The sequence below is a fragment of the Cerasicoccus frondis genome, assembly GCA_031296915.1.
Lineage (GTDB): Bacteria > Verrucomicrobiota > Verrucomicrobiia > Opitutales > Cerasicoccaceae > Cerasicoccus > Cerasicoccus frondis.
The window spans coordinates 1-21,455 of the sequence record JAVDPC010000003.1; the positions used below are offsets into that span (position 1 = coordinate 1).

General features: G+C 53.6%; 16 protein-coding genes, 1 tRNA gene and 1 pseudogene. 12 read left to right on the plus strand and 6 right to left on the minus strand.

Going from position 1 to position 21,455, the window contains the following annotated elements:
* The first annotated feature begins 372 nt into the window (after nucleotides 1–372).
* Nucleotides 373–2,514, plus strand: coding sequence for a bifunctional serine/threonine-protein kinase/formylglycine-generating enzyme family protein (locus RBB63_RS02820; RefSeq protein ID WP_309380897.1), 2,142 nt, complete (start codon nucleotides 373–375; stop codon nucleotides 2,512–2,514).
* Between the two features lie 10 nt (nucleotides 2,515–2,524).
* Nucleotides 2,525–2,854: an FHA domain-containing protein gene (locus tag RBB63_RS02825; protein ID WP_309380899.1), complete on the plus strand. Its 330-nt coding sequence runs from the start codon at nucleotides 2,525–2,527 to the stop codon at nucleotides 2,852–2,854.
* 32 nt (nucleotides 2,855–2,886) lie between these two features.
* On the opposite strand, the gene RBB63_RS02830 is transcribed toward RBB63_RS02825, so the two are convergent.
* The 3 genes from RBB63_RS02830 to RBB63_RS02840 form a co-directional block, all read right to left on the minus strand.
* Nucleotides 2,887–3,981: a Gfo/Idh/MocA family protein gene (locus RBB63_RS02830; RefSeq protein WP_309380901.1), complete on the minus strand. Its 1,095-nt coding sequence runs from the start codon at nucleotides 3,979–3,981 to the stop codon at nucleotides 2,887–2,889.
* Between the two features lie 4 nt (nucleotides 3,982–3,985).
* Nucleotides 3,986–6,490 (minus strand): beta-mannosidase, encoded by a 2,505-nt coding sequence (locus RBB63_RS02835; protein WP_309380906.1) that lies wholly within the window; start codon nucleotides 6,488–6,490, stop codon nucleotides 3,986–3,988.
* A 127-nt stretch (nucleotides 6,491–6,617) separates the two neighbouring features.
* Nucleotides 6,618–7,655, minus strand: a complete 1,038-nt coding sequence (locus RBB63_RS02840; RefSeq protein WP_309380908.1) for an aldo/keto reductase — start codon at nucleotides 7,653–7,655, stop codon at nucleotides 6,618–6,620.
* A 389-nt stretch (nucleotides 7,656–8,044) separates the two neighbouring features.
* On the opposite strand from RBB63_RS02840, the gene RBB63_RS02845 reads away from it, so the two are divergent.
* The 6 genes from RBB63_RS02845 to RBB63_RS02870 all read left to right on the plus strand — a co-directional run bounded on the left by RBB63_RS02845 (nucleotide 8,045) and on the right by RBB63_RS02870 (nucleotide 14,378).
* Nucleotides 8,045–8,914 carry a tetratricopeptide repeat protein gene (locus RBB63_RS02845; protein ID WP_309380910.1) on the plus strand — a complete coding sequence of 290 codons (870 nt, stop codon included), beginning with the start codon at nucleotides 8,045–8,047 and terminating at the stop codon, nucleotides 8,912–8,914.
* A gap of 1 nt (nucleotide 8,915) precedes the next feature.
* Nucleotides 8,916–10,769 (plus strand): extracellular solute-binding protein, encoded by a 1,854-nt coding sequence (locus RBB63_RS02850; protein ID WP_309380911.1) that lies wholly within the window; start codon nucleotides 8,916–8,918, stop codon nucleotides 10,767–10,769.
* An 18-nt stretch (nucleotides 10,770–10,787) separates the two neighbouring features.
* A complete protein-coding gene (locus RBB63_RS02855) occupies nucleotides 10,788–12,251 on the plus strand; it encodes a carbohydrate ABC transporter permease (RefSeq protein ID WP_309380913.1) in 1,464 nt (487 codons plus the stop codon).
* Between the two features lie 2 nt (nucleotides 12,252–12,253).
* Complete coding sequence (locus tag RBB63_RS02860; protein WP_309380915.1) at nucleotides 12,254–13,090, plus strand: carbohydrate ABC transporter permease; 837 nt, start codon at nucleotides 12,254–12,256, stop codon at nucleotides 13,088–13,090.
* Between the two features lie 4 nt (nucleotides 13,091–13,094).
* Nucleotides 13,095–14,225: an ABC transporter ATP-binding protein gene (locus RBB63_RS02865; protein ID WP_309380918.1), complete on the plus strand. Its 1,131-nt coding sequence runs from the start codon at nucleotides 13,095–13,097 to the stop codon at nucleotides 14,223–14,225.
* Between the two features lie 77 nt (nucleotides 14,226–14,302).
* A tRNA-Thr gene (locus RBB63_RS02870) sits at nucleotides 14,303–14,378 on the plus strand.
* Nucleotides 14,379–14,535: 157 nt separating this feature from the next.
* On the opposite strand, the gene RBB63_RS02875 is transcribed toward RBB63_RS02870, so the two are convergent.
* Both RBB63_RS02875 and RBB63_RS02880 read right to left on the minus strand, forming a co-directional pair.
* Nucleotides 14,536–16,119, minus strand: a complete 1,584-nt coding sequence (locus RBB63_RS02875) for a cellulase family glycosylhydrolase (protein ID WP_309380920.1) — start codon at nucleotides 16,117–16,119, stop codon at nucleotides 14,536–14,538.
* A 170-nt stretch (nucleotides 16,120–16,289) separates the two neighbouring features.
* Complete coding sequence (locus tag RBB63_RS02880; protein WP_309380921.1) at nucleotides 16,290–17,276, minus strand: DUF4886 domain-containing protein; 987 nt, start codon at nucleotides 17,274–17,276, stop codon at nucleotides 16,290–16,292.
* Nucleotides 17,277–17,471: 195 nt separating this feature from the next.
* Here RBB63_RS02880 and RBB63_RS02885 point away from each other — a divergent pair, with 195 nt between their 5' ends.
* From RBB63_RS02885 to RBB63_RS02890, 3 genes and pseudogenes are all read left to right on the plus strand, one after another.
* A complete protein-coding gene (locus RBB63_RS02885) occupies nucleotides 17,472–18,293 on the plus strand; it encodes a hypothetical protein (protein WP_309380923.1) in 822 nt (273 codons plus the stop codon).
* Nucleotides 18,294–18,340: 47 nt separating this feature from the next.
* Nucleotides 18,341–18,436, plus strand: a pseudogene (locus RBB63_RS23635) (prepilin-type N-terminal cleavage/methylation domain-containing protein); the annotation flags it as partial.
* Between the two features lie 318 nt (nucleotides 18,437–18,754).
* Nucleotides 18,755–19,012: an H-X9-DG-CTERM domain-containing protein gene (locus RBB63_RS02890; protein WP_309380925.1), complete on the plus strand. Its 258-nt coding sequence runs from the start codon at nucleotides 18,755–18,757 to the stop codon at nucleotides 19,010–19,012.
* 84 nt (nucleotides 19,013–19,096) lie between these two features.
* Here the strand turns inward: RBB63_RS02890 and RBB63_RS02895 are convergent, their stop codons facing one another.
* On the minus strand, nucleotides 19,097–19,867 hold the full coding sequence (locus RBB63_RS02895) for an IclR family transcriptional regulator (RefSeq protein WP_309380927.1): 771 nt from the start codon (nucleotides 19,865–19,867) through the stop codon (nucleotides 19,097–19,099).
* A gap of 140 nt (nucleotides 19,868–20,007) precedes the next feature.
* Here RBB63_RS02895 and RBB63_RS02900 point away from each other — a divergent pair, with 140 nt between their 5' ends.
* Nucleotides 20,008–21,372, plus strand: a complete 1,365-nt coding sequence (locus RBB63_RS02900) for an FAD-dependent oxidoreductase (RefSeq protein WP_309380929.1) — start codon at nucleotides 20,008–20,010, stop codon at nucleotides 21,370–21,372.
* Nucleotides 21,373–21,455 lie beyond the last annotated feature (83 nt).

Sequence of the window (21,455 nt, forward strand, 5' to 3'; positions counted from 1 at the left end):
CTGCGACGCTCAAGCCGCCTTGCTGGACACGAAAAATCACTGCGGCCTGATCGGCCAATCTAGATGAAAAGTGCTCTTGTTATTCGCTCATCGCCGTTTTCCTAAAAGATTGCCGAATTTGATGGGACAGGTTGGCGCTTTTAGCGCCGTTGAAATCCATGAGTTCAATAGGGGCTGTACGGCCGTTAGCTTGGTGAGAGGCATTCCTTAAGCCATGGGTTTTTTGGTGTAGAGCAGAATAAACTTTGGTCATTATGGGAATATTACCCTGCATGCTAAGGTCTAACGTATAATGAACGATACTTAATCGCTCTTTCGGGTTTTACTTACTGCAAAGAGGAGATTGAGTATTAAAGAGACGTTAATGGTTGAATGAGTATAACGGCCAAACTTACCAACGGACTGTTGGTCTTTGAGAGATACCGCCTGAAACGCCTGCTCGGGCGCGGCGGCATGGGGGTGGTGTGGCTGGCTCATGACATTGAGTTGGAGAAGGATATCGCGCTTAAGTTCCTCACGGAGAACCTACTCTTTGACTCTACGGCGATTAAGGATCTGAAAAAGGAAACCCGCCGTGGTATGGAGTTGGCGCACCCGAACATCATTCGGGTTTATGGGTTCTTTTCTTCGGAGGACCGCGCGGCGATTGCGATGGAATATGTGGAAGGCAATAACCTGTCCAGCCTGCGCGACACCCGGGAAGGTCATTATTTCGAAGTCGATGAAATTGCGAGTTGGACGTTGGAGCTTTGCTCGGCTCTGCACTACGCGCACACGCACGCCGAGATTGTCCACCGCGACCTGAAGCCAGCGAACCTGATGATTGACCACAAGAACCGGCTGAAAATTGCCGATTTCGGCATCTCGGCCAGCTTGAGCGACGCGCATACCCGGTTGACGGGCACGATGGGCTTGCGCGGCACGATGCTTTACATGGGCCCACAGCAATTGCTGGGGCAGCGCCCTTGTGTGACGCACGATATCTATGCACTGGGCGCTACGTTGTATGATTTGCTGACGGGTAAGCCGGTTTTCCACACGGGCGATGTTAGCTTGCAGGTTCGCGAGTCGATTCCACCAAGCATTGCGGCGCGACGCGCCGAGCTGGGCATTCAGGGATTGGCTATCCCCGACACGTGGGAAGAGACCATCGCAGCGTGTCTGTCCAAAGACGCAGCTGACCGCCCTGCTTCTGCAGCTGAGGTGGTGACGCGTCTTTGCCTGACAGGTGACGTTCTAACGGATGGCGGCACGCCATTACCTGTGCCGATGTATTCGATTGATCCTAGCCGCCCACTCGACCCCACTGTCCGCGAAAGCAGTGGACCGGTGGTCGTGACTGGTCGGCCGCCTAATCAGCCTTCCACTGCGGCACCCACTGTGCAGGAGGCTGCCCAGACGGCCAATACCCAGACGCTGAATGTCGGCTCATCCGGTTCGCATCTTTCGGGTTTGGTGGTTGCACTGCTGGTTATCGGCAGTGTGGTGGCCGGAGGCGCTGTCGCCTATTTTGCCTTTTTGCATGGCAGTATGAAGGCCACGATTGAGGCCAACTCGACCCCCATGATTTCGAAGCAATTTAGCGGGTCTGGAGATGGGCAGTCGGGACCGCCATCGCAACGCGGGGACGGTTATCGCGGTCCGCGTGGCGCGACTTCAGGTGCGGGATATGCCTCGCGGCCCGACTTCGGGGCGGACGCCTATGGCGAAAATGGCCCCCAGGACGTTCAACCGTCCCGCGGCGTACCCAATCGAGTTTCCGGCTCGCAGACGATGAGTCCGGAGCCCGGGCATGATTTTGCCTTGCCGGGATCGGGCATGATTTTTCGCTGGGCGCCGCCTTTCGAGTTCATGATTGGCTCGCCTCGGCACAATCCTGACTACGAAGTGAATTTGAACACATTAGTCACCTTTTCGCAGGGCTTCTGGTTTTGTCAGCACGAGGTGACCCAGCGCGAGTATGAGTTAGTAATGGGAGAAAACCCGAGCTATTTCAAGGGCGGCAAACTACCGGTGCAGAACGTTAGCTGGAATGATGCGATGGCATTTTGCCAAAAGTTCAATGAGAAATACGCCGATTTGATCCCGGAGGGATACACCTTTTCTTTGCCCACGCAGGCTCAGTTTGAATTTGCGTCTCTGGGTGGAATCAACGGGTTCTACGGTCGCCGAACGCATGGGGACTATGGTTGGAGCGACGAAAATGCCGGGGGCCAGCCGCATGATGTCGGACTTTTGCTGCCCAATGAGTTCGATATCTATGACACTGTTGGGAATGTTGCAGAGTGGGTTTTGGATTGGTATGCGCCATTGCCAGGGGGCAATGAAGTTGATTACTCGGGGCCAGCGACCGGCGAGGAAAAGGTGGTTCGAGGCGCCAGTTTCCTAGATGCCGGGCACGAACTGCGCGTGAGCCGTCGTTGGAGCTTTCCCCCGGATTATGAAGACAGCTCGGTTGGCTTTCGCGTTGCGCTAGTCCCAATCAATGATCTGAATCGTCCACTTTCCCAATAGCTATTCGAACATGTCAGAACACTCATCCGATTCCACCACGATTGAACCCGGCTTGAAAGTCACCGTCGAAGGTAAGACCTACTTGGCGCATCATGGCGATGTGCTGGGGCGCGAAGGCTCTATCGCCAAAGACGTCTTTTACTTCATCAAAACGGTGTCTCGCGTACACGTTAAAATCCTGAAGCAGGAAGGCTTTTGGTTCATTACGGTTCCGCGCGCCGTCAGCAACTCGACGAAGCTGGATGGCGTCGAAGTCCCCCGCGACGTGCCGCAGAAAATTAATGGCACCCGCATCCTGAAAATGTCCGACAGCTGTGTCGTGACATTGGAGTCAGAGTAGATCTTGGTTTGCGCGGCGTCGCGTGTTTCTGGTCAGTAGCGTGAAACGAGTTCTGCTTCGTAGGCTTGGCCGTCGAGCGGGAGCGTGACTGCTTGTTTTTGAAACGTTGAGTAGAGCATCGCGTTGGCGAGCTCGACCGAGTGAATGCCTTCGACTGCGGGGGCGACGAGTGGTTCGCCCTGAAGAATTGCCGCAGCGAAATTACTCAATATCTCGACGTGGCCGTAGGTGTAGGCTCCGGTCGGGATTGTGATGTCCCACGTCTCAGGCTTTTCGAATCCATGAGAAGAGGTCCGGCAATGGATCGGCGAGGCCACTTCGTTGCGGTGGTATTTGAAAGACCCATTCTCCAAAACAACACGCCCGAAATCCGCAGCAACCTCCAAGCGATTGACGCCGGGCGCTTCGCCAGTGCTGGTGATGAAGACCCCCGTTGCGCCGTTGGGAAATTCGAGCATTGCAGTCACCGCGTCCTCGACTTCGATGTCGTGGTGTCGGCCAAACTGGCAATTTGCGGTGATCTTGCTCGGCATGCCAAAGAGCCACTGAAGCAGGTCCAGGTTGTGTGGGCATTGGTTGAGCAGCACGCCGCCGCCTTCGCCTTTCCAAGTAGCGCGCCAACTGCCCGCTTTGTAGTAGGCGTCGGTCCGGTACCAGTCAGTGATGGTCCAGTTTACGCGATGAATTTCGCCCAGTTGACCGCTTTGGATTAGCTCACGCAGTTTGCGAAAATACGGGATGCAGCGTTGGTTGAATACGGCGCCGAACACGAGGTCAGGGTTGGTGTAGGCGCTGATGAGCTTCTCGCAATCCGCCTTGTGGACGGAGATCGGCTTTTCAACGAGGACGTGCAGGTTGTGCTCCAAGGCGGCGATGCCCAGGGGTGTGTGGCTGAAATGCGGCGTGGCGATGAGGACCGAGTCAATCGCCCCGGAGTCCATCATGGCCAGTGGATCGGTGAATTTCTGCACGTCGTCACCGAGGGCGTCTAGTCGAGTCTGATCGCTGTCCGCCGCCGCGACTAGTTGTATGCCCTGCGTTTTGCCGTCGAGGATGTTGCGGGCATGGTTGTTGCCCATGCCGCCCATTCCAATGATGCCGAGTCGAATCGTAGGTGAGGTTTCCATGCAATTAATCAACGAAGCTGTCGCGGTAAGAGTAGGTGGTGAGCGCTTGGCGCACCTCGCCGATATTCATCGGCTGGAGTGGGCGCAACGTCACCGTCTTGGTCTCGCCAGGGAAGAGGTCGAAGAAGTTATCGCTCAGGCGGTGTGGGATGGCGTTTGTGAGGTTGAGGTAGACCTGATAGGCAATCCGGTCGCTGCTGAGTGTGATCTCATATGCGCCATCCGTGGACTTCTGGACTTTGGTTTTGATTTTCGGGGCGTCAAAATCCAAGCGTTTGGGACCCGTCAAGCAGGTGGTGTTGACGCTGTCAGCATAACCTTCGGCGGTGAGGCGCGTACGGATTATCAAGTCCTCGAAACCGTGTTCGGCAATTTCACTGCTCAAGTCCAGCTTCTTGCGGCGGACCGCTTTACCGTAGTTTAATTTAACCGGCTTGGTTTCTTCCAAAATCACCTTGTTTTGACTGACGGACCAGACCTGCCAAGTGAGTTCTCCGGAGCTTGCTTGAGGGCCATCGAATACCGTGTAAATTTCGACCGCATCGACGTGCTCGACGACGTAGTTGGTGCTGCCGTGGACTTTCTCCCTGCCAAGCCATTTCACCGAAACCAGTGCAGGCGCGAAGAAGCGCTTGGCTGCGTAGTGCAATGCTTTCCAGCGTCCGCCGAAGTCAATGCTCGACCACGATGCGACGGGCCAGCAATCGTTGAGCTGCCAGTAGACGGCGCCCATGGTGCGCGGCGAATTGCGGCGCATGTGCTCGATGCCGTAGCGCAGGGTGAACGCCTGCATTATTTGCGACAGATAAACCGTCGCCTGATAATCTTTCGGGAAGCGATAAAGCTCGGCAATGTAGTGGAAAATGATCTGGTTTCCGCCGCCGTTTTTCTGATGGTTGTTCATCTCCGGGCTGAAGATGTTTTGGCTCTTGGTGAAGGTGGCTGCCGTTTCCATATGTGGGAACGCCTGCATGCCGAACTCACTGAAAAAGCGGTGTTGTTGCTCTTCGTAGGCTGAGAAATGCTGACGGTCATGCCAGACGCCCCAGAAGTGCGCGTCGCCGGAATCCTGATTGGTGGTGTTGCCGAAAACGTCGTGGGGGTTGATCTCGGATGTGTGAATATAGTCTGCGCCGGGGAGAAACTTCTCCAAGGCCTTGGGCAGTATTTCGAGAAAGATCTTGGTGTAGGCGCGCGCCTCTTTTTTGTCGGAAAGCAAGGTGTCGCGGTGAAGCTGGACGATCTCGTTGTTGCCGCACCAGAGGGCAATGTTGGCGTAGTTGCGGAGGCGGCGAACCTGATACTCAGCCTCGGCGCGCACCTGCTTGCAGAATGCGGGATCGCCGGGGTAGGGGGTGCAGGCAAACATGAAGTCCTGCCAGACCATCAACCCACGCTTCAAGCAGGCTTCATAAAAGGACTCCAGCTCGTAGACGCCGCCGCCCCAGACGCGAATCATGTTCATGTGGGCGTCGACTGCGGAGTCGAGCAAGTCGTCGAACAGCGCTTCGCCTTCGTTCACAAAGCTGTGGGCTGGAATCCAGTTGGCGCCCTTGCCGAAGATCTCCTTGCCATTGACGACGAATTTGAAGCTCTCGCCCCATTCGTCGGCTTCCTGAACTAGCTTGATTTCGCAGAGTGCGATTTTTTGCGTGCGCTGGTCAATGAGTTCGCCCTTTTGCCAGAGTTCTACGGTGAGGTCGTAGAGTGGCTGTTCGCCATGGCCGTTGGGTTGCCAGAGCTCAGGCTTGGTCACAATGACTTGGACTGTTTCGCCAAGGATATCGGAGCTTTGCGTGATTTCCTCGCCCTGATAACTCAGGCGAACAGCAACTTGGAAAGCTTTGCCGCGTTTGGCGGCGTTGACATCGACATCGAGCACGCATTGCCCGGGAGAGTGGCTCTGCGATACAAAGTAATCTTCAATGCGGTTCCCGGACCAGGCTTCCAGGCGGATCGGGCGCCAGATGCCGCTTGTGCCTAGGCGCGGACCCCAGTCCCAACCGAAGGAACACTGCTGCTTGCGAATTTCAGTGCGTCCGCCTATGCGGTCGCCAATGCAGCGCACTGGCTCCGGTGCGCGGGCGCGGATGGCGTCCCACGGGCTGCCCAACATCACTTCAATTTCATTTTTGCCTGCTTTTAGCAGTGCCTTCACGTCAAAGCGGTAGCCGACGAACATGTTATCCGTGTTGCCGACGATTTCACCATTGATTTTGATGGTGGCAAACGTGTCGAGCCCCTCGGCGACCAGTTCAATGCACTCCTGGTTGAGTGTGTTCTTGCCGAGCGACACCGTTGTGCGGTAATGCCAGTCAGTTTGCTCAATCCAAACTAAGTCCAGCTCGTTGCTGCCGTAGAACGGATCAGGAATTAAATCGTGCCGCCGCAAATCGGTATGCACGCAACCAGGCACGACAGCGTCGAGCCACTTGTTTTCTTTGGCGCTGCGGAATTGCCAATTGTCGTTTAAAGGAATCAGTTCTTTGAATCGCGGGGGAGTCGACATGCGGGTAAGTTAGCATGCAGAAACCCCGGTGGCGCGAGTTCAAAATTCGTTTGATGTCCGAGTTGGCGCATTGGTTAGCCAAAAGAATTGTTGGCTCGGTGAAATCTAATGGAGCGAGAAGGCGCGCTTAGTTCAGCACGCTCTCAATTTCGTCCAACTCTGCTTCGGAAATGGGGCCGGCGTCGAGCGCCTTGGCGCAGTCTTCCACCTGTTTGGGGCGGCTGGCGCCGATCAAAACACTGGTGGTTTCATCGTGGCGCAGCACCCACGCTAGTGCGAGTTGGGCGAGTGTCTGACCGCGTGCGGCCGCAATTTCGTTCAGCGCTCGTAGCTTAGCCTGCAGTTCCGGCGTGATGCGGTCAGCGCTGAGAAAGGCGCTTTCGCTGCCTGCGCGGGAATCGCTGGGAATGTCGTTGAGGTATTTCCCGCTCAGCAACCCTCCAGCGAGTGGACTGAAAATCATTGTGCCAACGCCGTCCTCGCCGTTGGTCTTAAGTAATTCATCGCGCCCTTCGCTGTTGAGCATGCTGTAGCTGAACTGATGAATAATGGGGACGGTCCAACCATGGCGGTGGCACAGTTCCACAACCTTTCGCGCGTGCGCCGGGCCGTAGTAGTTTGAGAAGCCGGTGTAGAGCGCGCGGCCGCTTTGCACGAGGAAATCAAGCGCGGCAAGGGTTTCCTCCAGTGGCGTTTCACTATCCGGACGGTGGTGATAGAAAATGTCGACGTAGTCCAACTGCAGCCGGGCCAGCGATTGGTCACATGAACTGATGATGTATTTGCGGGAGCCGCCGTCACCATAGGGGCCGTTCCACATTCGGTAGCCAGCCTTGGACGAGATGATCAACTCGTCACGGTAGCCCGCGAAATCCTGCTTGATAATTTGGCCGCAGCGTTCTTCGGCTGAGCCGGGGGGAGGGCCGTAGTTGTTCGCCAGATCAAAATGGGTGATGCCGAGGTCGAATGCGGTAAACAGCATTTGCTGGCAATTGGCGTGAATGCTGGCTTCATCGCCGCTCTTGAGCGAATCTGTGCCGGGCGCGCCGAAATTATGCCAGGCGCCCAGGCTGACTGCGGGCAAGGTGAGGCCAGAGTTTCCGCAGCGGCGGAACCAGGAGTTGGGGGTGGAATCGTAACGATTTTCAGATGGGGAATATGCCATTAGTAGATCAGTAAGCAGAAGTCGGCGCGCTTGCCAACCTTGTCCCGATTTTATTTACAAGTAAAATTGAATTTGGGCTGCAGAGTCCGTGGGGGAGGTGCTAGTTATACGGATGGATTCCGTTCTCTCAGATGCGGTTCCAAGGGCATGGCATTGATATGCAAATCTTTAGACTTGGATTCGCGTCCGAATGCTACGACCTGAATGAGGAGCCTGCAACGACTACCGAGTTGCAGAAAAATAAAACGATTGAATCATAACAAGTTATTCTTAAAAGAACGCTATTTTTAGGTGGACATTGGTTGTTCCTTTTCACTCATTGTTCATTTTTCCCCCCTTTGATGAATCCCCCTTATAACAGGATATTATTCTGCTGTAAGCCTGTAATCGTGACCCTGATTGCTGCTTGCGCCTTGCTGGTAGGCGGCTGTGATGCGCCCGGCGGCTCGTCCAGTGACTCAAGCGATGCTTATTCTAAAGGCATCGAGGCATTAGAGATGTTCGATTTCAACGAGGCCTACAAGCAGCTCTCGAAATACCAGCCAAATTTATCTCCTAAGGATAAAAATTGGCTCGATGCGACGTATGCCTACGCAATTTCCAGTTGGCATCGTCCCCCCCCCCGCAAGGAGACAATCGATCAAGCCGTTGAGCTGTTTAACGAGTTGTTGGCGGCCGACATCCCGGAGGATTGGAAGGCCCGCGTTCGGCTGTCGTTGGGGCGTATTTACGAAGTCGATGACTACACGGGTGATTCGATTGATTTGGAAAAAGCGCGTGGTTTTTATCAGGAAGTCGCCAAGCAATATCCGACTGGAGAGCTGGGCTATCAGGCCACGCTCCGCCTTGCACAGACCTACGTTCAGCAGTTGAATCCGGAGGCGATCGATAAGGGGGTCGAACTGCTGAAACAGCGTATTAAGCAGGACCCCGATTCACCATGGGCCAGCCTTTCCTACCAGTATCTCGGTGATCTTTATGCAAATTATTATGAAGACATTGCCGCCGCGCTAGAGTGTTATCAGCACGCGGAAGTAATCGGATTTGCAAACGAATCACAGGCGCACTTTTACCTTTGGCAAATGTCCAAATGGGCCAATCAACTGGGGCAGCAGGAAGAAGCGGTGCGGTTGTGGACCAAGGTGGTGGAAGATTACCCACGTAGTCCCTATGGCACAGTCTCGCGTGACCACGTGCGCGCCTACGTAAACGAACACCCGGAAAGTGGAATCACCCCACCCGAATTAAAGACTTGGTAGCATGAGTAATTCAGATTCGGAGAACAAAGGTTTTAATTGGAACTGGGTCGCCTTGGGCGTTCTGTTAATCGCCTACATTTTCAGTGCGGGTCGCTTTTTCCTGTTCAGCATGCGCAACAAGGAAGGCGAGGAGAGCAAAGTAGTCCGCATCGCGCATTGGCAGTTGGAGCCTGGTTATCGTGAAGCCCTTGATTGGGCCATGACCCAATACAATAACCTGCCTCACGTAAAGGAGGCAGGCATCACCGTGGTGCAAATGCCCATGCCGACACGCGTTTACACGCAGTTCATGAATGTCCACCTGATCAGTGGAACAGCGCCTGACATTGCCGCCGCTGGTTTTTCCAGTATGATTCAGGGCAACTCCATTGCACGGTTTTACGCCTCAATGGGACCCTATGTGACCGAGCCCAATCCCTACAATGGCAAGGAATACACCTCCTCGGACCTGGACCCTGAGTTGCGTGAATACCTGGCGACGGCGGCCTGGAAGGACACGTTTCTCGATGGCATGGAGGGAGGCTATAAGCAGGAGCTGAACGATTATTTTTCGGTGCCGATCAGCAACTTGGGTGGTATGCGTCTATTTTACAACATCACCCTCGTTAATGAAGGGAAGGCGTTTATTCGCCAAGCGCTGGCCCAAGACCCCCAGCCAAAGTGGCTCCAGAATTGTTGGCTGCGCACTGAGGATGGTCACGATGCTGGCTATTTGCCAGATAATGAGCGCCTGCGCAAATGGTTGGCCAATGAGGGAGAAGTTCCCCAGACGCTCGGTCAGTTGATACTCTTGTGCTATGGCGTCCAGCAGATGGCCAAGGCCGAAGGCGCGGAATATTTGACTCCGATGTCGGTGGGCAATTATGTCGCTGGGGATCCGGTGTTCCGCTATCAGGCGAGTTTTCTGCAACTCTTTGTCAATGAACTGGAGCAAGACGGTAAGGCGACGATCAGCGGTTTGGAAGCCATGGATGGGCTCTCGCGTGGCGCTTGGTCCTTTGAAGCCGAGCCGATGACTGCCTTTGTGGAATTAGCGAAAGTCTTGACTAGCTTCTACCCGGCTGGATATCTGGGGCTTGATCGTGAGCAGACCCAGCGTCGCTTTGTCTCGGGCGAAGCTGCGATTTTCTCTTCGGGTAGTTGGGATGCCGCTGGTGTCTTCAAGGGAGCGCAAGAAAGCGAAAATCCCGATAGGCGATTTGAGGTCAAAATCACTCCGACTCCAATGCCCGCTCCGGATGAGCGCTGGGGCGACTTGTTGAAATACCAACCATCGGAGGCAAACTTTAAGGGGGGCGTGCCACTTTCCGTCAATAAGCAGTCGCATAATTTTGACTGGTCGCTCGACTTCCTGCAGTTCATTTCATCCCAGCCGATCAATGAAGAGTTTAATCGTCGCGCCATCTGGCTGCCTGCGGCTGTCGGCGCGGACACGGTTCCGTCCATGATTGATTTTGAGCCCATCGTTGAGGGGTATCCGGGGGACGAAACCTTCTCCCCTGCTGGTGCGCGTTCCGCAATCCGCACGGAGTGGATGGGGCAGTTCAAGCTGGTGCTGACCGGCGAGCTTGAATACGAAACTTTCGCCCAAAACATGATGGCTTACCTGAAGCGGCCTCATCAGGGCACGCCTGGATATTGGTATCATGACAAGCGGGACGCCCGCGACCGCACTCGGGCGTTGGATCGTAATTTATCAGTAGAAGAATTCATGCAGGCCACAGAAGACAATCCTCAGGTCGCAAAGCGTTTTCGTGCGCTTTTTTACCAGAGTGTTTCGGATGACGAAGGGGTATACCTTGACATCATGTGGAAGCGCCTTCATCCGGGCGAACCTTATCCCAGCGTGGAATAACTTATAATCATCTGACCAGTGGCCACTTCCCCCAAAGCAACAAATAAAGGACTGTTTCCGAAAGGTAAACTTTACCTGGCGCTTTACACGCTTTGCCTACCGACTGCGTTGTCGCTGTTGGTTTTCAGCTATTATCCAAAGATCGATGTGGTCTTCATGTCTTTCTTTCGCTGGAAGCCTCCAGTGGTGCAGGAGTTCATTGGCCTGCGCAACTTCCAAGAGGCGTTTTCCGATCCACAATTCTGGGCTTCCTTTAAGTTGGTTGGGATTCTCCTAACCGCAAACTTGCTCAAGCTCTGGCCCGGCATTTTGGCGGCCATTGCGCTCCACCGGCTGCTTAACGACAAGCTGCGTTACATATTCCAAGTGTGTTTCGTGGTGCCCATGATCATCCCGGCGATGGTTTGGCTGCTGATCTGGAAAAGCTTCTACGACCCGGATTTTGGTTTGTTGAATCGATTTCTTAACGCCACGGGGGGGATGGACCTCCTTGCCTGGATGGACCAGGCAATGCCCAAGGCTGCTGGCGCCTTGGCTCCGGTCATAAATGGGTTTATCGATCCGGTCTTTGGCGGCATCGGGGGCGTCCTTGTGCTTGGTGCTTTCATCATGGCTTTTGGTGGTCGCCAGGAACGCAACGCCTCCCGTTGGACGGACTATGGGGCGCTCATTGCCGGGAGCTTTATATTACCGATTTGCGGCGCCATTGGGTTGTTTAGTTCGGCGGCGCTCATGCTGATACCATTCTGCATACTCGTGGGCTGGATGGTTGTGCTGGCCAAGCGCATGGGCAGCAGCTGGATCGCATGGCCATTCTTGATGTTGGCCGGCACGGTGGTGTTCTGGAATGAACTTTGGCGTCTGCCCGTTGCGATGGTTGCGGCGATTGCAGTCTTTGAAGTCGTGCGCGCCAAACTTGATTATTTTACAGGTCGCCCCTTGTTAAATTGGATATCGCTTGGCGTGCTTGGTGTCGGTTGTTTGTTCATTCTCTTTGGCGCGATCTGGACTGAGCCGATTGATCAGTTTGAGATGGGTACGCCCGCTTGGTTGGGTAATAAGGATTTGGTCATCCCGGCCTTGCTTTTCTGGGGGTTCCCCTGGGTGGGCACCGTAGGCGTGCTGATTTACCTGTCTGGTCTGCAAAACATTTCGAAGGATGTTTACGAAGCGGCTGAGCTCGATGGAGTTGGCCCGTTGGGGATGATTTTCCGCATCGAATTGCCGCTCATCATGACGCAGGTGCGCATTAATTTGATCTTCATGACGATTGGCACGCTCGTGCAGTACGAGACGTTCCTGATCTTGCTGGGGCCGGAGGGCGGACCTGGCAACAAGGGTATGGTGCCCGGGCTTTACATGTTCAGCTCCGCATTCTCGGAAGGGCGTTTTGGCTACGCCTGCGCTCTGGGCATGGTGTTGTTCGTGATCATCCTGCTCCTCACGATCGTTTATCAGAAATACGTAAAGGTGGATAAATAGTTATGTCCCAACAAAACAGCAAAATTGGCGAAGCAGTCAAGATCAGCTACCTGCTGTTCGTGTTGTTCTTTGCGTTTGTGCCACTCTTCGTGATGATTGTGGTCAGCTTCAAGAGCAACGAACAATACTTGGCCAATCCCTGGTTCTTCGACCATCCTTCGACTTGGAAATGGGATAATTGGCAAATCGCGTGGAACTCGGTCAGCGGTTACATCGCCAACTCGATTTTCGTCTCTGTCAGTGGCACGACGATCACACTCTTTATAGTACTCTGCGCCAGCTATGCGATCGCGCGTTATAATTTTCCGGGGAAGAATCTGATTTTCTACCTGGTAATGGCGACGATGTTCTTGCCTGGAACGGTGGCGGCGTTGGTGACGTTGTTTGACTTGCTGCGTAATTTAAACCTGATCAACAGCCTATGGGCGCTGGTGGTGATGGCGGCCGTTGGAGGCCAGGTGACCGGGGTCTTCATTTTGCGAAACTTTATTGAAGACATCCCCAAAGAGCTTTTCGAGTCCGCTCAGCTTGATGGGGCGGGGCACCTCCAGCAGATCTGGAACATTGTGCTGCCGCTTTCGGCGTCGATTATTTCGGTGACCTGCATCATGGATTTTCTGGCGTCCTGGAACAACGTCATCCTGCCTTTGTTGCTTTTGCGCGACAACGAGCTGTTGACGATTCCGGTTGGGCTCTACCGTCTCGACGGCGAATACGTGAAGCAATACGGGCAGCTGATGGCGGGTTTCGCGATCTCCTCCGTGCCGCTCTTGATTCTCTTCTTATTTTCGATGAAACTGTTTGTGAAAGGACTCTCCGCTGGCGCGGTGAAAGGATAATACCATGGCAGAAGTTACCTTAAAAGACCTGGTCAAAGAATATCGCGACGATAAGCGTACGACCTTCCGTGCCGTAAAGGGCATTAACCTGGAAATCCGTGACCGCGAGTTTATGGTTTTCGTCGGACCATCCGGTTGTGGCAAATCGACCAGCCTGCGGATGATCGCTGGTTTGGAAGACATCACCGACGGCACGATCTCAATCGGTGACCGCGTAGTGAACGATGTGCAGCCGAAGGACCGGGACATCGCCATGGTGTTCCAGAACTACGCTCTTTACCCGCACATGACGGTTTTTGACAACATGGCCTTTGGCCTGAAATTGCTCAAGTTCCCGCGCGACGAAATCAAAAAGCGTGTCGATGATGCAGCGGATATTCTTGGTTTGGAGTCGATGCTCGACCGCAAGCCCAAGCAGCTTTCCGGCGGTCAGCGTCAGCGCGTTGCCGTGGGCCGGGCGATTGTCCGCAAGCCCAAGGTGTTCCTCTTTGACGAACCACTCTCAAACTTGGACGCCAAGATGCGCGTGTCGATGCGCACGGAGATTTCGAAGCTCCATGCCCGCCTCAACGCCACGATGATCTATGTGACGCACGATCAGACGGAGGCGATGACCATGGGCGACCGCATTTGTGTGATGAAGGATGGCAACATCATGCAGGTCGACGAGCCATTGAATATCTACAACCATCCGGAGAATATGTTCACGGCTGGGTTTATCGGCAGTCCGCCCATGAACTTCTTCCATGGGCAGGTGGTCTCTGAGGGAGGTAAGCTGGTCTTTGTGGAGAAAAACGAGGTCGGCGCCCCCATTCGCATTACGTTCGATGATCGCTTGGCCCGCCTTGCGCAAAGCTATCAAGGCAAGCCAATCGTGCTTGGCATCCGCCCCGAAGACATTGCAGACGCGGTCACGGTGACTCATTTGGACGAATCGCGCTGCCTGACCGCGAAGGTCGAGGTCTCCGAGCCGATGGGAGCCGAAACCTATCTTTACTTTGATACCGGCGCCCACAGCTTCATTGCCAAGGTGCATTCTGAGCACAAGTTTGACTTCGGACAAGAGGTCAAAGTTTCGCTCGATCTCGAAAAAGCGCACTTGTTTGATCCCGAAACAGAAAACGTGCTGAAGTAGATTGGTGAAAAAAGCGCTTGCCCCTTCGCTGGGCATCGCTAAACCAGTTTCTCTTTTACGGGATATTAGTCCCGTTTGCCACCTTAGCTCAGCTGGTAGAGCAGTTGATTTGTAATCATCAGGTCGTCGGTTCGATCCCGACAGGTGGCTCCACCTACAATAAAGGCAGCAAGCTGATTATTGGGGGAGGTTGTAGGTCCAGCCTCATCTGGTCCAAAAAGTTAAGCTGAGTTAAGGCTTCGGATGGCTCGATTAAGTCGAAGGGCATAAATTAAAACAGCCCTAAAGATGTTAGACGACGTTTCTGTCTCTACGGGATCGAATCAGGAAGCAAAGCAGAGGTCGCCGTTGGCAATGGCCCTTGAAAAAGCTCCTGAAGTTTCAGGTAAACAGGTCGTGGGGTGAGGTCATGATTGAGCAGACCAAAGCCCTGCTCATAGGCAGCGGGTTCGAAGTCCTTGACGCGTGCGTTATAGAGGAAGACCGCTCCGACAGCAGGATGTGAAACCAAAAGGGGAATTTCTTCCGCAGTGAATGCGGCCTGGTCTTCAAGAGTCCGGTTTTCAAAAGCAGAATAACCAGTTTCTGTTATCCATATCGGCTTAACCGCATTCATTTCCCGCATCGTCGCAAGAACGGAGTTCACCATGTAGACAGACTCGACCGGCTGGCCGGGATAGAGATGAAGCGAGAATATATCGTAGGCGGCAGAGTTTTCCGGTTCGAGTAGTTTGCGGAGAGCTTCGGGGCGACTTTTGGGAAGTCCTTGCAGGCCAGCGTCCGTTAGCCCCGCGCATAAAATGACATTGTTCGGATCGACATCCCGCAAGATGCGCGAGGCCGCATGTAATTCAACCAGATACTGGTCGTAAGGAGATCGCCAGAATTGACTCCAATTAGTCTCATTGTTGATTTCCCAGTGGGTGATCCGTCCTTTAAATGCCTGGGCTACGAAGCTAACATAGTTTTCGTAATCCGAAAGATTTCGTGCGGCATAGCGCCAGGCCTGCTCTGGATCTTCTGATGAAGAAGCCCAAGCGGGAGGCGCGATCAGGATCACCAAGAGTTGAATCTTCCGTTTTTGGGCTTCATTGACGATGAAGTTAGCGCGTTGCAACGCAGCGGCGTTTACTTGGTCAGGGCTTTTTGGGAAAAACCAATCCCAAGGGAAGTTCAGGCGCACCCAACCGGCCCCTAGCTGCTCAATCCGATCCAAGGCGGCCAAGACTTCATCCTCGGTTTGGTAAAAATGCAGCCAATCGAGGTGTGCGCAGACTCCTATGGAGTTGCGCCATGATTCCGGCTCTTCGCCGTATTGTGGTTTCGTTATTGGCAACATGGGCAGCTCCTCAATAATGAAGTTATCAATCGCGATCTCTCCCTGATTGCGAATTCCCAGCGAAAGGCAGCAACTGTCTTCATCGCCCGTCAAGAAATCATACACCAGTTCTGAGGGCTTACCGGGTTCGCCCATCAGGCTGGGGGCAGGTCGCCAGCGTGACTCCTGCTCTTCTGCGCGAATATAAAGATAGGCATAGCTTCCCTCATTCCATGGCTTTAATGTCTTGTATCCAAGGCGTATGCGATAGTGTGTATTGGCCTTGAGCAGGCCCGGAGCGGTCTTGAAAAAAACATTCCAAGAATTCGGTGCTCCCTCGCATTCAACTACGAGTGCTTGAGTGCCGTCTACGGATTCATCTGCCTTCTTTGAAAAGCGCACCCAGCCAGCCTCTGCGGACTCAGTCGTTATTTCAGCGAGTGACGCAGACTCGAAATCATAGGATGCGATACGATTACCCGGCGGTGAAATTTCGCGAAAGTCGCTCGAGAAACCCGATAGCAATGAGGTATTCAGCAGGGCGAGCGCCGCAGACGCGATTAGAGTTTTAAACATTATCATCGGAGGGTATTATCTATCTTTGAAAGGTTGAATGCCATGCAGGGAGAGACTCAGGAATATTCAGGTGAGTGAGTCATAAGACAGGTCTTTAAAAAAGAGTGCGCTCCCCGGAAAAGAGCGCCTCTTCTTTCATCGCGTCTGTCGCAGCGACAGAGCTCAGAATCTTAATGACCACTGGTTAAGGGTAACGGCCTGGGGCCCGAGTAGGAGGCAAGGTTTAATGACTCAACGGACTGTTTGGCGACCTGACGTAGCGACTCTGCTTGCTCTGTAGAGAGTGAATCAGGCTTGAACGTAACCTCAGTGGCGGGCCGACCCGTGACCATCTGGAACCAGACCAGCCCGGCCAAGTACTCGCCTGCGGTGTTGGCATGGAAGCCGTCCCAAGTCACTACCCATCCCTCATCGGTTTTCTTCCAGAAAAAATCCTTGTTGAGCGACTTACTCATACCGGGCAACTTGTCTTTGTCCTCGGGGTAGGTAAGCCCGTGGTTTTTGGGGTCGAAGTTAATTGGCGCGAGATCCCACATCTCGGTAGCGCGTGCGTTTTGAAAAGCCGTACCCGAAGGGATTAAGCGCAAATTGTTTTTCTTAGCCAAATCCTGATAGGCGGCATGCAACTTATCGTACATCTCGTCGGGATTGATCAATGACTTGGCGCGCGGGCTGTTCACGCTATGCGACCAAGTTTCGTGGACGACGATTTCTGCGTTGGGACAGTACTGATGGCAATAGGCGATGAGTTCCTCTCCATAGGGGTCATAGCTCTCGGATTTATAGCTCAAAATACTGACTTGTTGGATCGAGATGATGTCCCAATCTTCAGCCAGTAAAATCTCCTTCAGCGACATTTCTTTACCGACTATACGCCAGTTTGCTCTGTAGACGTAGGCCTTTCCGGTCTGCGGATCTGCTTCCTGCTCTTTGGCGTGCTGAACGTGGCGCTCCAATGAGCAGCCTGAGATAGTTGCTGAGCAGACATCGACGTTTACACTGTCGGCAGAATCACAGATGTCTTTGAGATACCGAAACGCATTGAGGGTAAAGCTATTGCCTATGCCGAGTATTTTGGTCGTTTGGGTCTCGGCCGAAAACACGGGAGTGAGCGAAAGCAAAAGCGCGATAAAGAATGCAAGTCTGGGATTATTCATAGGGGAGTATTCTGTGTGTCACAGACGATCTGGATCAATAACGCACCCATCGAGAGGGACACCTGTGTTCCTTCCGTGGAACGCCGTTGATGTGCCGCTGCTGAAAAAATTTGCGCTCACTAATTCCCAGCAAAAGGTTAAACGCACCGAGCCTTACTTTGTTCGGACTTAAACCAACCCTAAATCATCCCATCTATGAATAGCCTATCCCGTAAATACTCTCCAATTTACTTTGGATTACTCCTGCTGACCGCCTCAGCTACAGCTAATGCCAATACGCTGATGATCGACTTCGGTCCAACGACAGTGACCGGTGCTGATTTGACCAACAGTCCTTATCACACGGAGAACAGCGAATACACGGGCACAAGTTGGAACCATGTTGAAAGCACTGACGTGACCTCTGGAGTTCTATGGGGAGATGGCGCCTCCGCTGATGGCGTTGGCATCAACGTTGGACGCTCCTCCTTTCTCAACGAATACACTTTGACCTTTGCCGGAGCCCCAAACTCGTTCGCGCTGGGAAGCCAATTAAACACCGGGGTTTTTAGCGACACTTCGGTCGGTAAAGATGGCAACTTTTACACGAAAATGACCGGTGTGCTGATCAGCGGATTGAGCGCAGGAGACTACGAAATTTACGTTGTTGGCGCTAACACAAACCTTTCCGCCTCTGATGGCGCGGCGATGGGTTTTTGGGCTATCAGTACGGATACCACAGCAAATATCGATGCTACTCCTTATCTGGAGTCGACGCCGCAGGCGACCTCGACAAATACGATTGTCAGCTCCTGGGTCGAAGGTTCTAATTACGCCAAGTTGACCATCACCCTGACTGAAGAGAACCCTTACCTCGTCCTCTTTGTCACGGGCACTACTTTAACTGAGGATAAGGGCTACCTGAACGCCATCCAGATCTCCAGTATCCCGGAACCGGAAATGGCCAGCATTGGTTTTGGAATTGCTATACTGGGCTTGGTGCTGGTGAAACGACGTGTTCGTCATTCACGCCAATAATATATACCTCCTGATGAAATTAACCCCACCCCCATCCCTGTTTCAGTATGACTACGCAGTACTCCTTTAGGCAAAAGCGGCTGAAAGCGTTCAGCTTGGTCGAGCTTCTGGTTTGCATTACGATAGTGGGTATCTTGGCTGCGATTTGCATATCAGTCCTCAGTGGGATCCGAGAGCGGGCGCATATATCGGCCAGTGCTTCGAATATGAGGCAGTTAACGTCGGCTACATTATGCTATGTTTCGGACCATGATGGGCAGTTGCCACTGGTCTTTAGGAATGAAGAAGGGGACCGTAGTCGCTGGGCTGTTCAGCTTTTGGACTATTTAGGCGACTCATCTCCACGGGGCTATGAAGAACAAAGTGTTTTTCATAGTCCCGCCGATGAGATTGTGCGGACTCAGGCGGTAGTGAGTACGCCATGTAGCTATGGGCTTAATTTATATGTCCATATTAATGCCGTGGCGACGAATCCCACCCGTAAGTATGTATCTGCCATTGCGGATCCGACAAAGGCCGTTCTATACGGAGAAGTCTGGCACGAGGCCAATACCGTCTTTCATTCGTTAAGCACAGGTAGCCAGGAGATGTTCCTCGATGACTACTACGATGGGCGTGGCTCCAACTACGTCTTTGTGGATGGGCACGTCGAGTTCCTCAGCAAGGATGAAGTTACGGCCAACAATAGTGAGTTGATGAAAGCCCTTTCCATAAAGTAGCTAGCAGTCGAAGGTGGGCCTGTCGCTCATGTTGAAGGCCCTTTAGATTGCGCGGTGAGAACTCCCGAACGCCTGTAGCGGAAATTATGCTTTGGCATGCCAGCCGAGCTTGCGCTGCAGATCGGTGGCCAACTCAAGTAACGCGTGCTCGAGTTCAAGGTCGTCGCGCAAGCGTAAGGTTTCCTGGGGGATCAGGAATGCAACAGCCAGTCGCGGTTGTTGTATGAATGGCTCATGCACAATCGTGGCCAGAGACACGTGAGCCACGCTGCATTCCCGATGGTTCCAGGCAATGCCTCGCTTACGCACTTCTCTTAGCTCTGCAAAGAAGCGCTGTTTGTCGATGTTCGTGTATGGCGTGATCAAGGAAGACTTATCTTCGAGGGCAGGCGCATAGTTTTCCCATGTGCTTTCGTCACGATGGGCAATTAACACCTTGCCCGCGGACGTTGCATAAGCACGCGCGTGTGAGCCGAGACGGGTCGTGTTTCCCTCATCGCCAGCGCCGCAGATAATATAGGAGTCGCGCTTGCCGAGCATGTTTAAATACACACTGCACTTGAGTTCCGCCGCTGCCTCGCGCAGGCGTTTGTCCATGCTCAAGTTTCTTCCGAAATTCCAGGCAATCTCATGGATGAAATCAAAAATGTCTGCACAAAGGGTATAGCGCCGAGTTTCGGGAATCTTCTCCACAAAGCCTAGTGAGATTAACACCTGCAACAGGCGATACGTGGACGATTTGTGCATGCCCATCTCCTGGGCCAATGCAGTGACACCCCATGAGTGGCCGCTTTGCACCATCAAGCGGATAATTGCGATGCCTTGTCCTAAGGGGGATTCCGTTTCACGCATCATAAGCAGGCAACGAGATACAATTTCTGACGTCGAGAGCGAAGGTTTTTACACAAAGGAGATTGTTCCAAGCGTGGAACGCAACCGAGCATGTGGCAGTGGTGTTGCTTGTCAATGGTTGTTGCTGGCTCTGGTTTATCGGCATGCAAACAACACTTCATCGCCTTGAAACGGACTGCTTGGTTATCGGCGGGGGGCCTTCTGGTTACGGGGCTGCTTTAGCGGCTCAACGTATGGGCTGTCAGACAGTTCTCGCTGAGCGAAACGGTTATCTCGGAGGGATGGGGACGGCTGCTGGCCTGAGTTGTTACCTCAATCACAAACATGAGTCTCAGGACCTTTCAGGGGCGGTGTATCGGGAGTTTGTCAGCCTGCAACATGAACGCGGGATGCATTACTATGACGCTCAGGCCCAGGCAGATTTTTTTGAGCCCGAGTCGTGTAAAAGGACGATGGAGCAACTGCTGATTCGGGCCGGATGCAATCTCCTCTACCACTCATTGCTGGCCGAAGTCTCTCGTGAAGACGGCGACTGGGTCGCTACTTTTGTCAGCAAGGGCGCCTCTACGCGTGTGCGCTGCAAGGTGATGATCGATACCAGTGGAGACGGCGACGCTTGTGCAATGGCGGGGGCTGAGATGACCCACGGTCGGCGATCGGACGGACTTACTCAGCCAATGTCCATGGTCGTCCAGCTCGGAGGCTTTGATCCACAAGCGTGGAAACAAGCCGGCCATCGCTTGGTCGAAGGAAAATATGCGACCGAGGGGGATGCTTTTTCCGAAAGTGTTTTGATTGCCCGTGAAGCGGGAAACTGGTCGATTCCTCGTACTGACATCGCCCTGTTTTGGGCCATGCCCGGCGACCCAACCCGTATTACCATAAATGGGACGCGCATCAACGGCCTCAGTGCCTGTAACCCCATTGAGACGACGCAAGCGGAGATCGAAGGTCGTCGTCAGGCAGAGGAGCTGCTGCATTTCTTTCGCGCGCATGTGCCTGGTTTTTCCAAGTCTTATCTGCTGCAGACCGGCCCACAGATCGGGGTGAGGGAGTCTCGCAGAATCGTCGGTCGAGCCGTTCTTGACGAAGTGGGTGTGCGCGAAGGAGTGATACCCGAGTCGAGCGTTACGCTCTGCGCCTATCCCATCGATGTGCACAATCCCGTGGATAGCAGCACGCAGTTCGAGCGATGTTCAAGAAAGGGCGTTTACGGAATCCCATGGGAAGCTCTGCTGCCGAATGGGCTCGACGGGTTAATCGCCGCAGGACGCTGCATCAGCGCCACTCACGAGGCGGCTGGGAGCTTTCGGGTCATGCCAACCTGTATGACGCTGGGAGAAGCCGCCGGTACGGCGACTGCACTGGCAAAGAAAAAGGGGGTGCTGCCCGCGGAAATTACTGGGCGGTTAATTCGTGCCGAGATGGACAAGCAGTTGATTGCAATGGGCGCGCCCGCACTGAGTAAACACTTTTCCTTTTCCTCACTATTGCCGCTTTCCAATTAGTATGGCTCAATCTTTCTATCATTCCTCAACCCCTCCTACCTTATTTTTTTCTATCCCTTAATTCATACAGTAGTGATGAAATT

Coding starts and splice junctions, on each gene's coding strand:
- RBB63_RS02820 (WP_309380897.1), top strand. CDS start 373: ATGAGTATAACGGCCAAACTTACCAACGGACTGTTGGTCTTTGAGAGA.
- RBB63_RS02875 (WP_309380920.1), bottom strand. CDS start 16,119: ATGTTTAAAACTCTAATCGCGTCTGCGGCGCTCGCCCTGCTGAATACC.
- RBB63_RS02900 (WP_309380929.1), top strand. CDS start 20,008: ATGCAAACAACACTTCATCGCCTTGAAACGGACTGCTTGGTTATCGGC.
- RBB63_RS02840 (WP_309380908.1), bottom strand. CDS start 7,655: ATGGCATATTCCCCATCTGAAAATCGTTACGATTCCACCCCCAACTCC.
- RBB63_RS02880 (WP_309380921.1), bottom strand. CDS start 17,276: ATGAATAATCCCAGACTTGCATTCTTTATCGCGCTTTTGCTTTCGCTC.
- RBB63_RS02835 (WP_309380906.1), bottom strand. CDS start 6,490: ATGTCGACTCCCCCGCGATTCAAAGAACTGATTCCTTTAAACGACAAT.
- RBB63_RS02825 (WP_309380899.1), top strand. CDS start 2,525: ATGTCAGAACACTCATCCGATTCCACCACGATTGAACCCGGCTTGAAA.
- RBB63_RS02830 (WP_309380901.1), bottom strand. CDS start 3,981: ATGGAAACCTCACCTACGATTCGACTCGGCATCATTGGAATGGGCGGC.
- RBB63_RS02895 (WP_309380927.1), bottom strand. CDS start 19,867: ATGATGCGTGAAACGGAATCCCCCTTAGGACAAGGCATCGCAATTATC.
- RBB63_RS02885 (WP_309380923.1), top strand. CDS start 17,472: ATGAATAGCCTATCCCGTAAATACTCTCCAATTTACTTTGGATTACTC.
- RBB63_RS02850 (WP_309380911.1), top strand. CDS start 8,916: ATGAGTAATTCAGATTCGGAGAACAAAGGTTTTAATTGGAACTGGGTC.
- RBB63_RS02860 (WP_309380915.1), top strand. CDS start 12,254: ATGTCCCAACAAAACAGCAAAATTGGCGAAGCAGTCAAGATCAGCTAC.
- RBB63_RS02865 (WP_309380918.1), top strand. CDS start 13,095: ATGGCAGAAGTTACCTTAAAAGACCTGGTCAAAGAATATCGCGACGAT.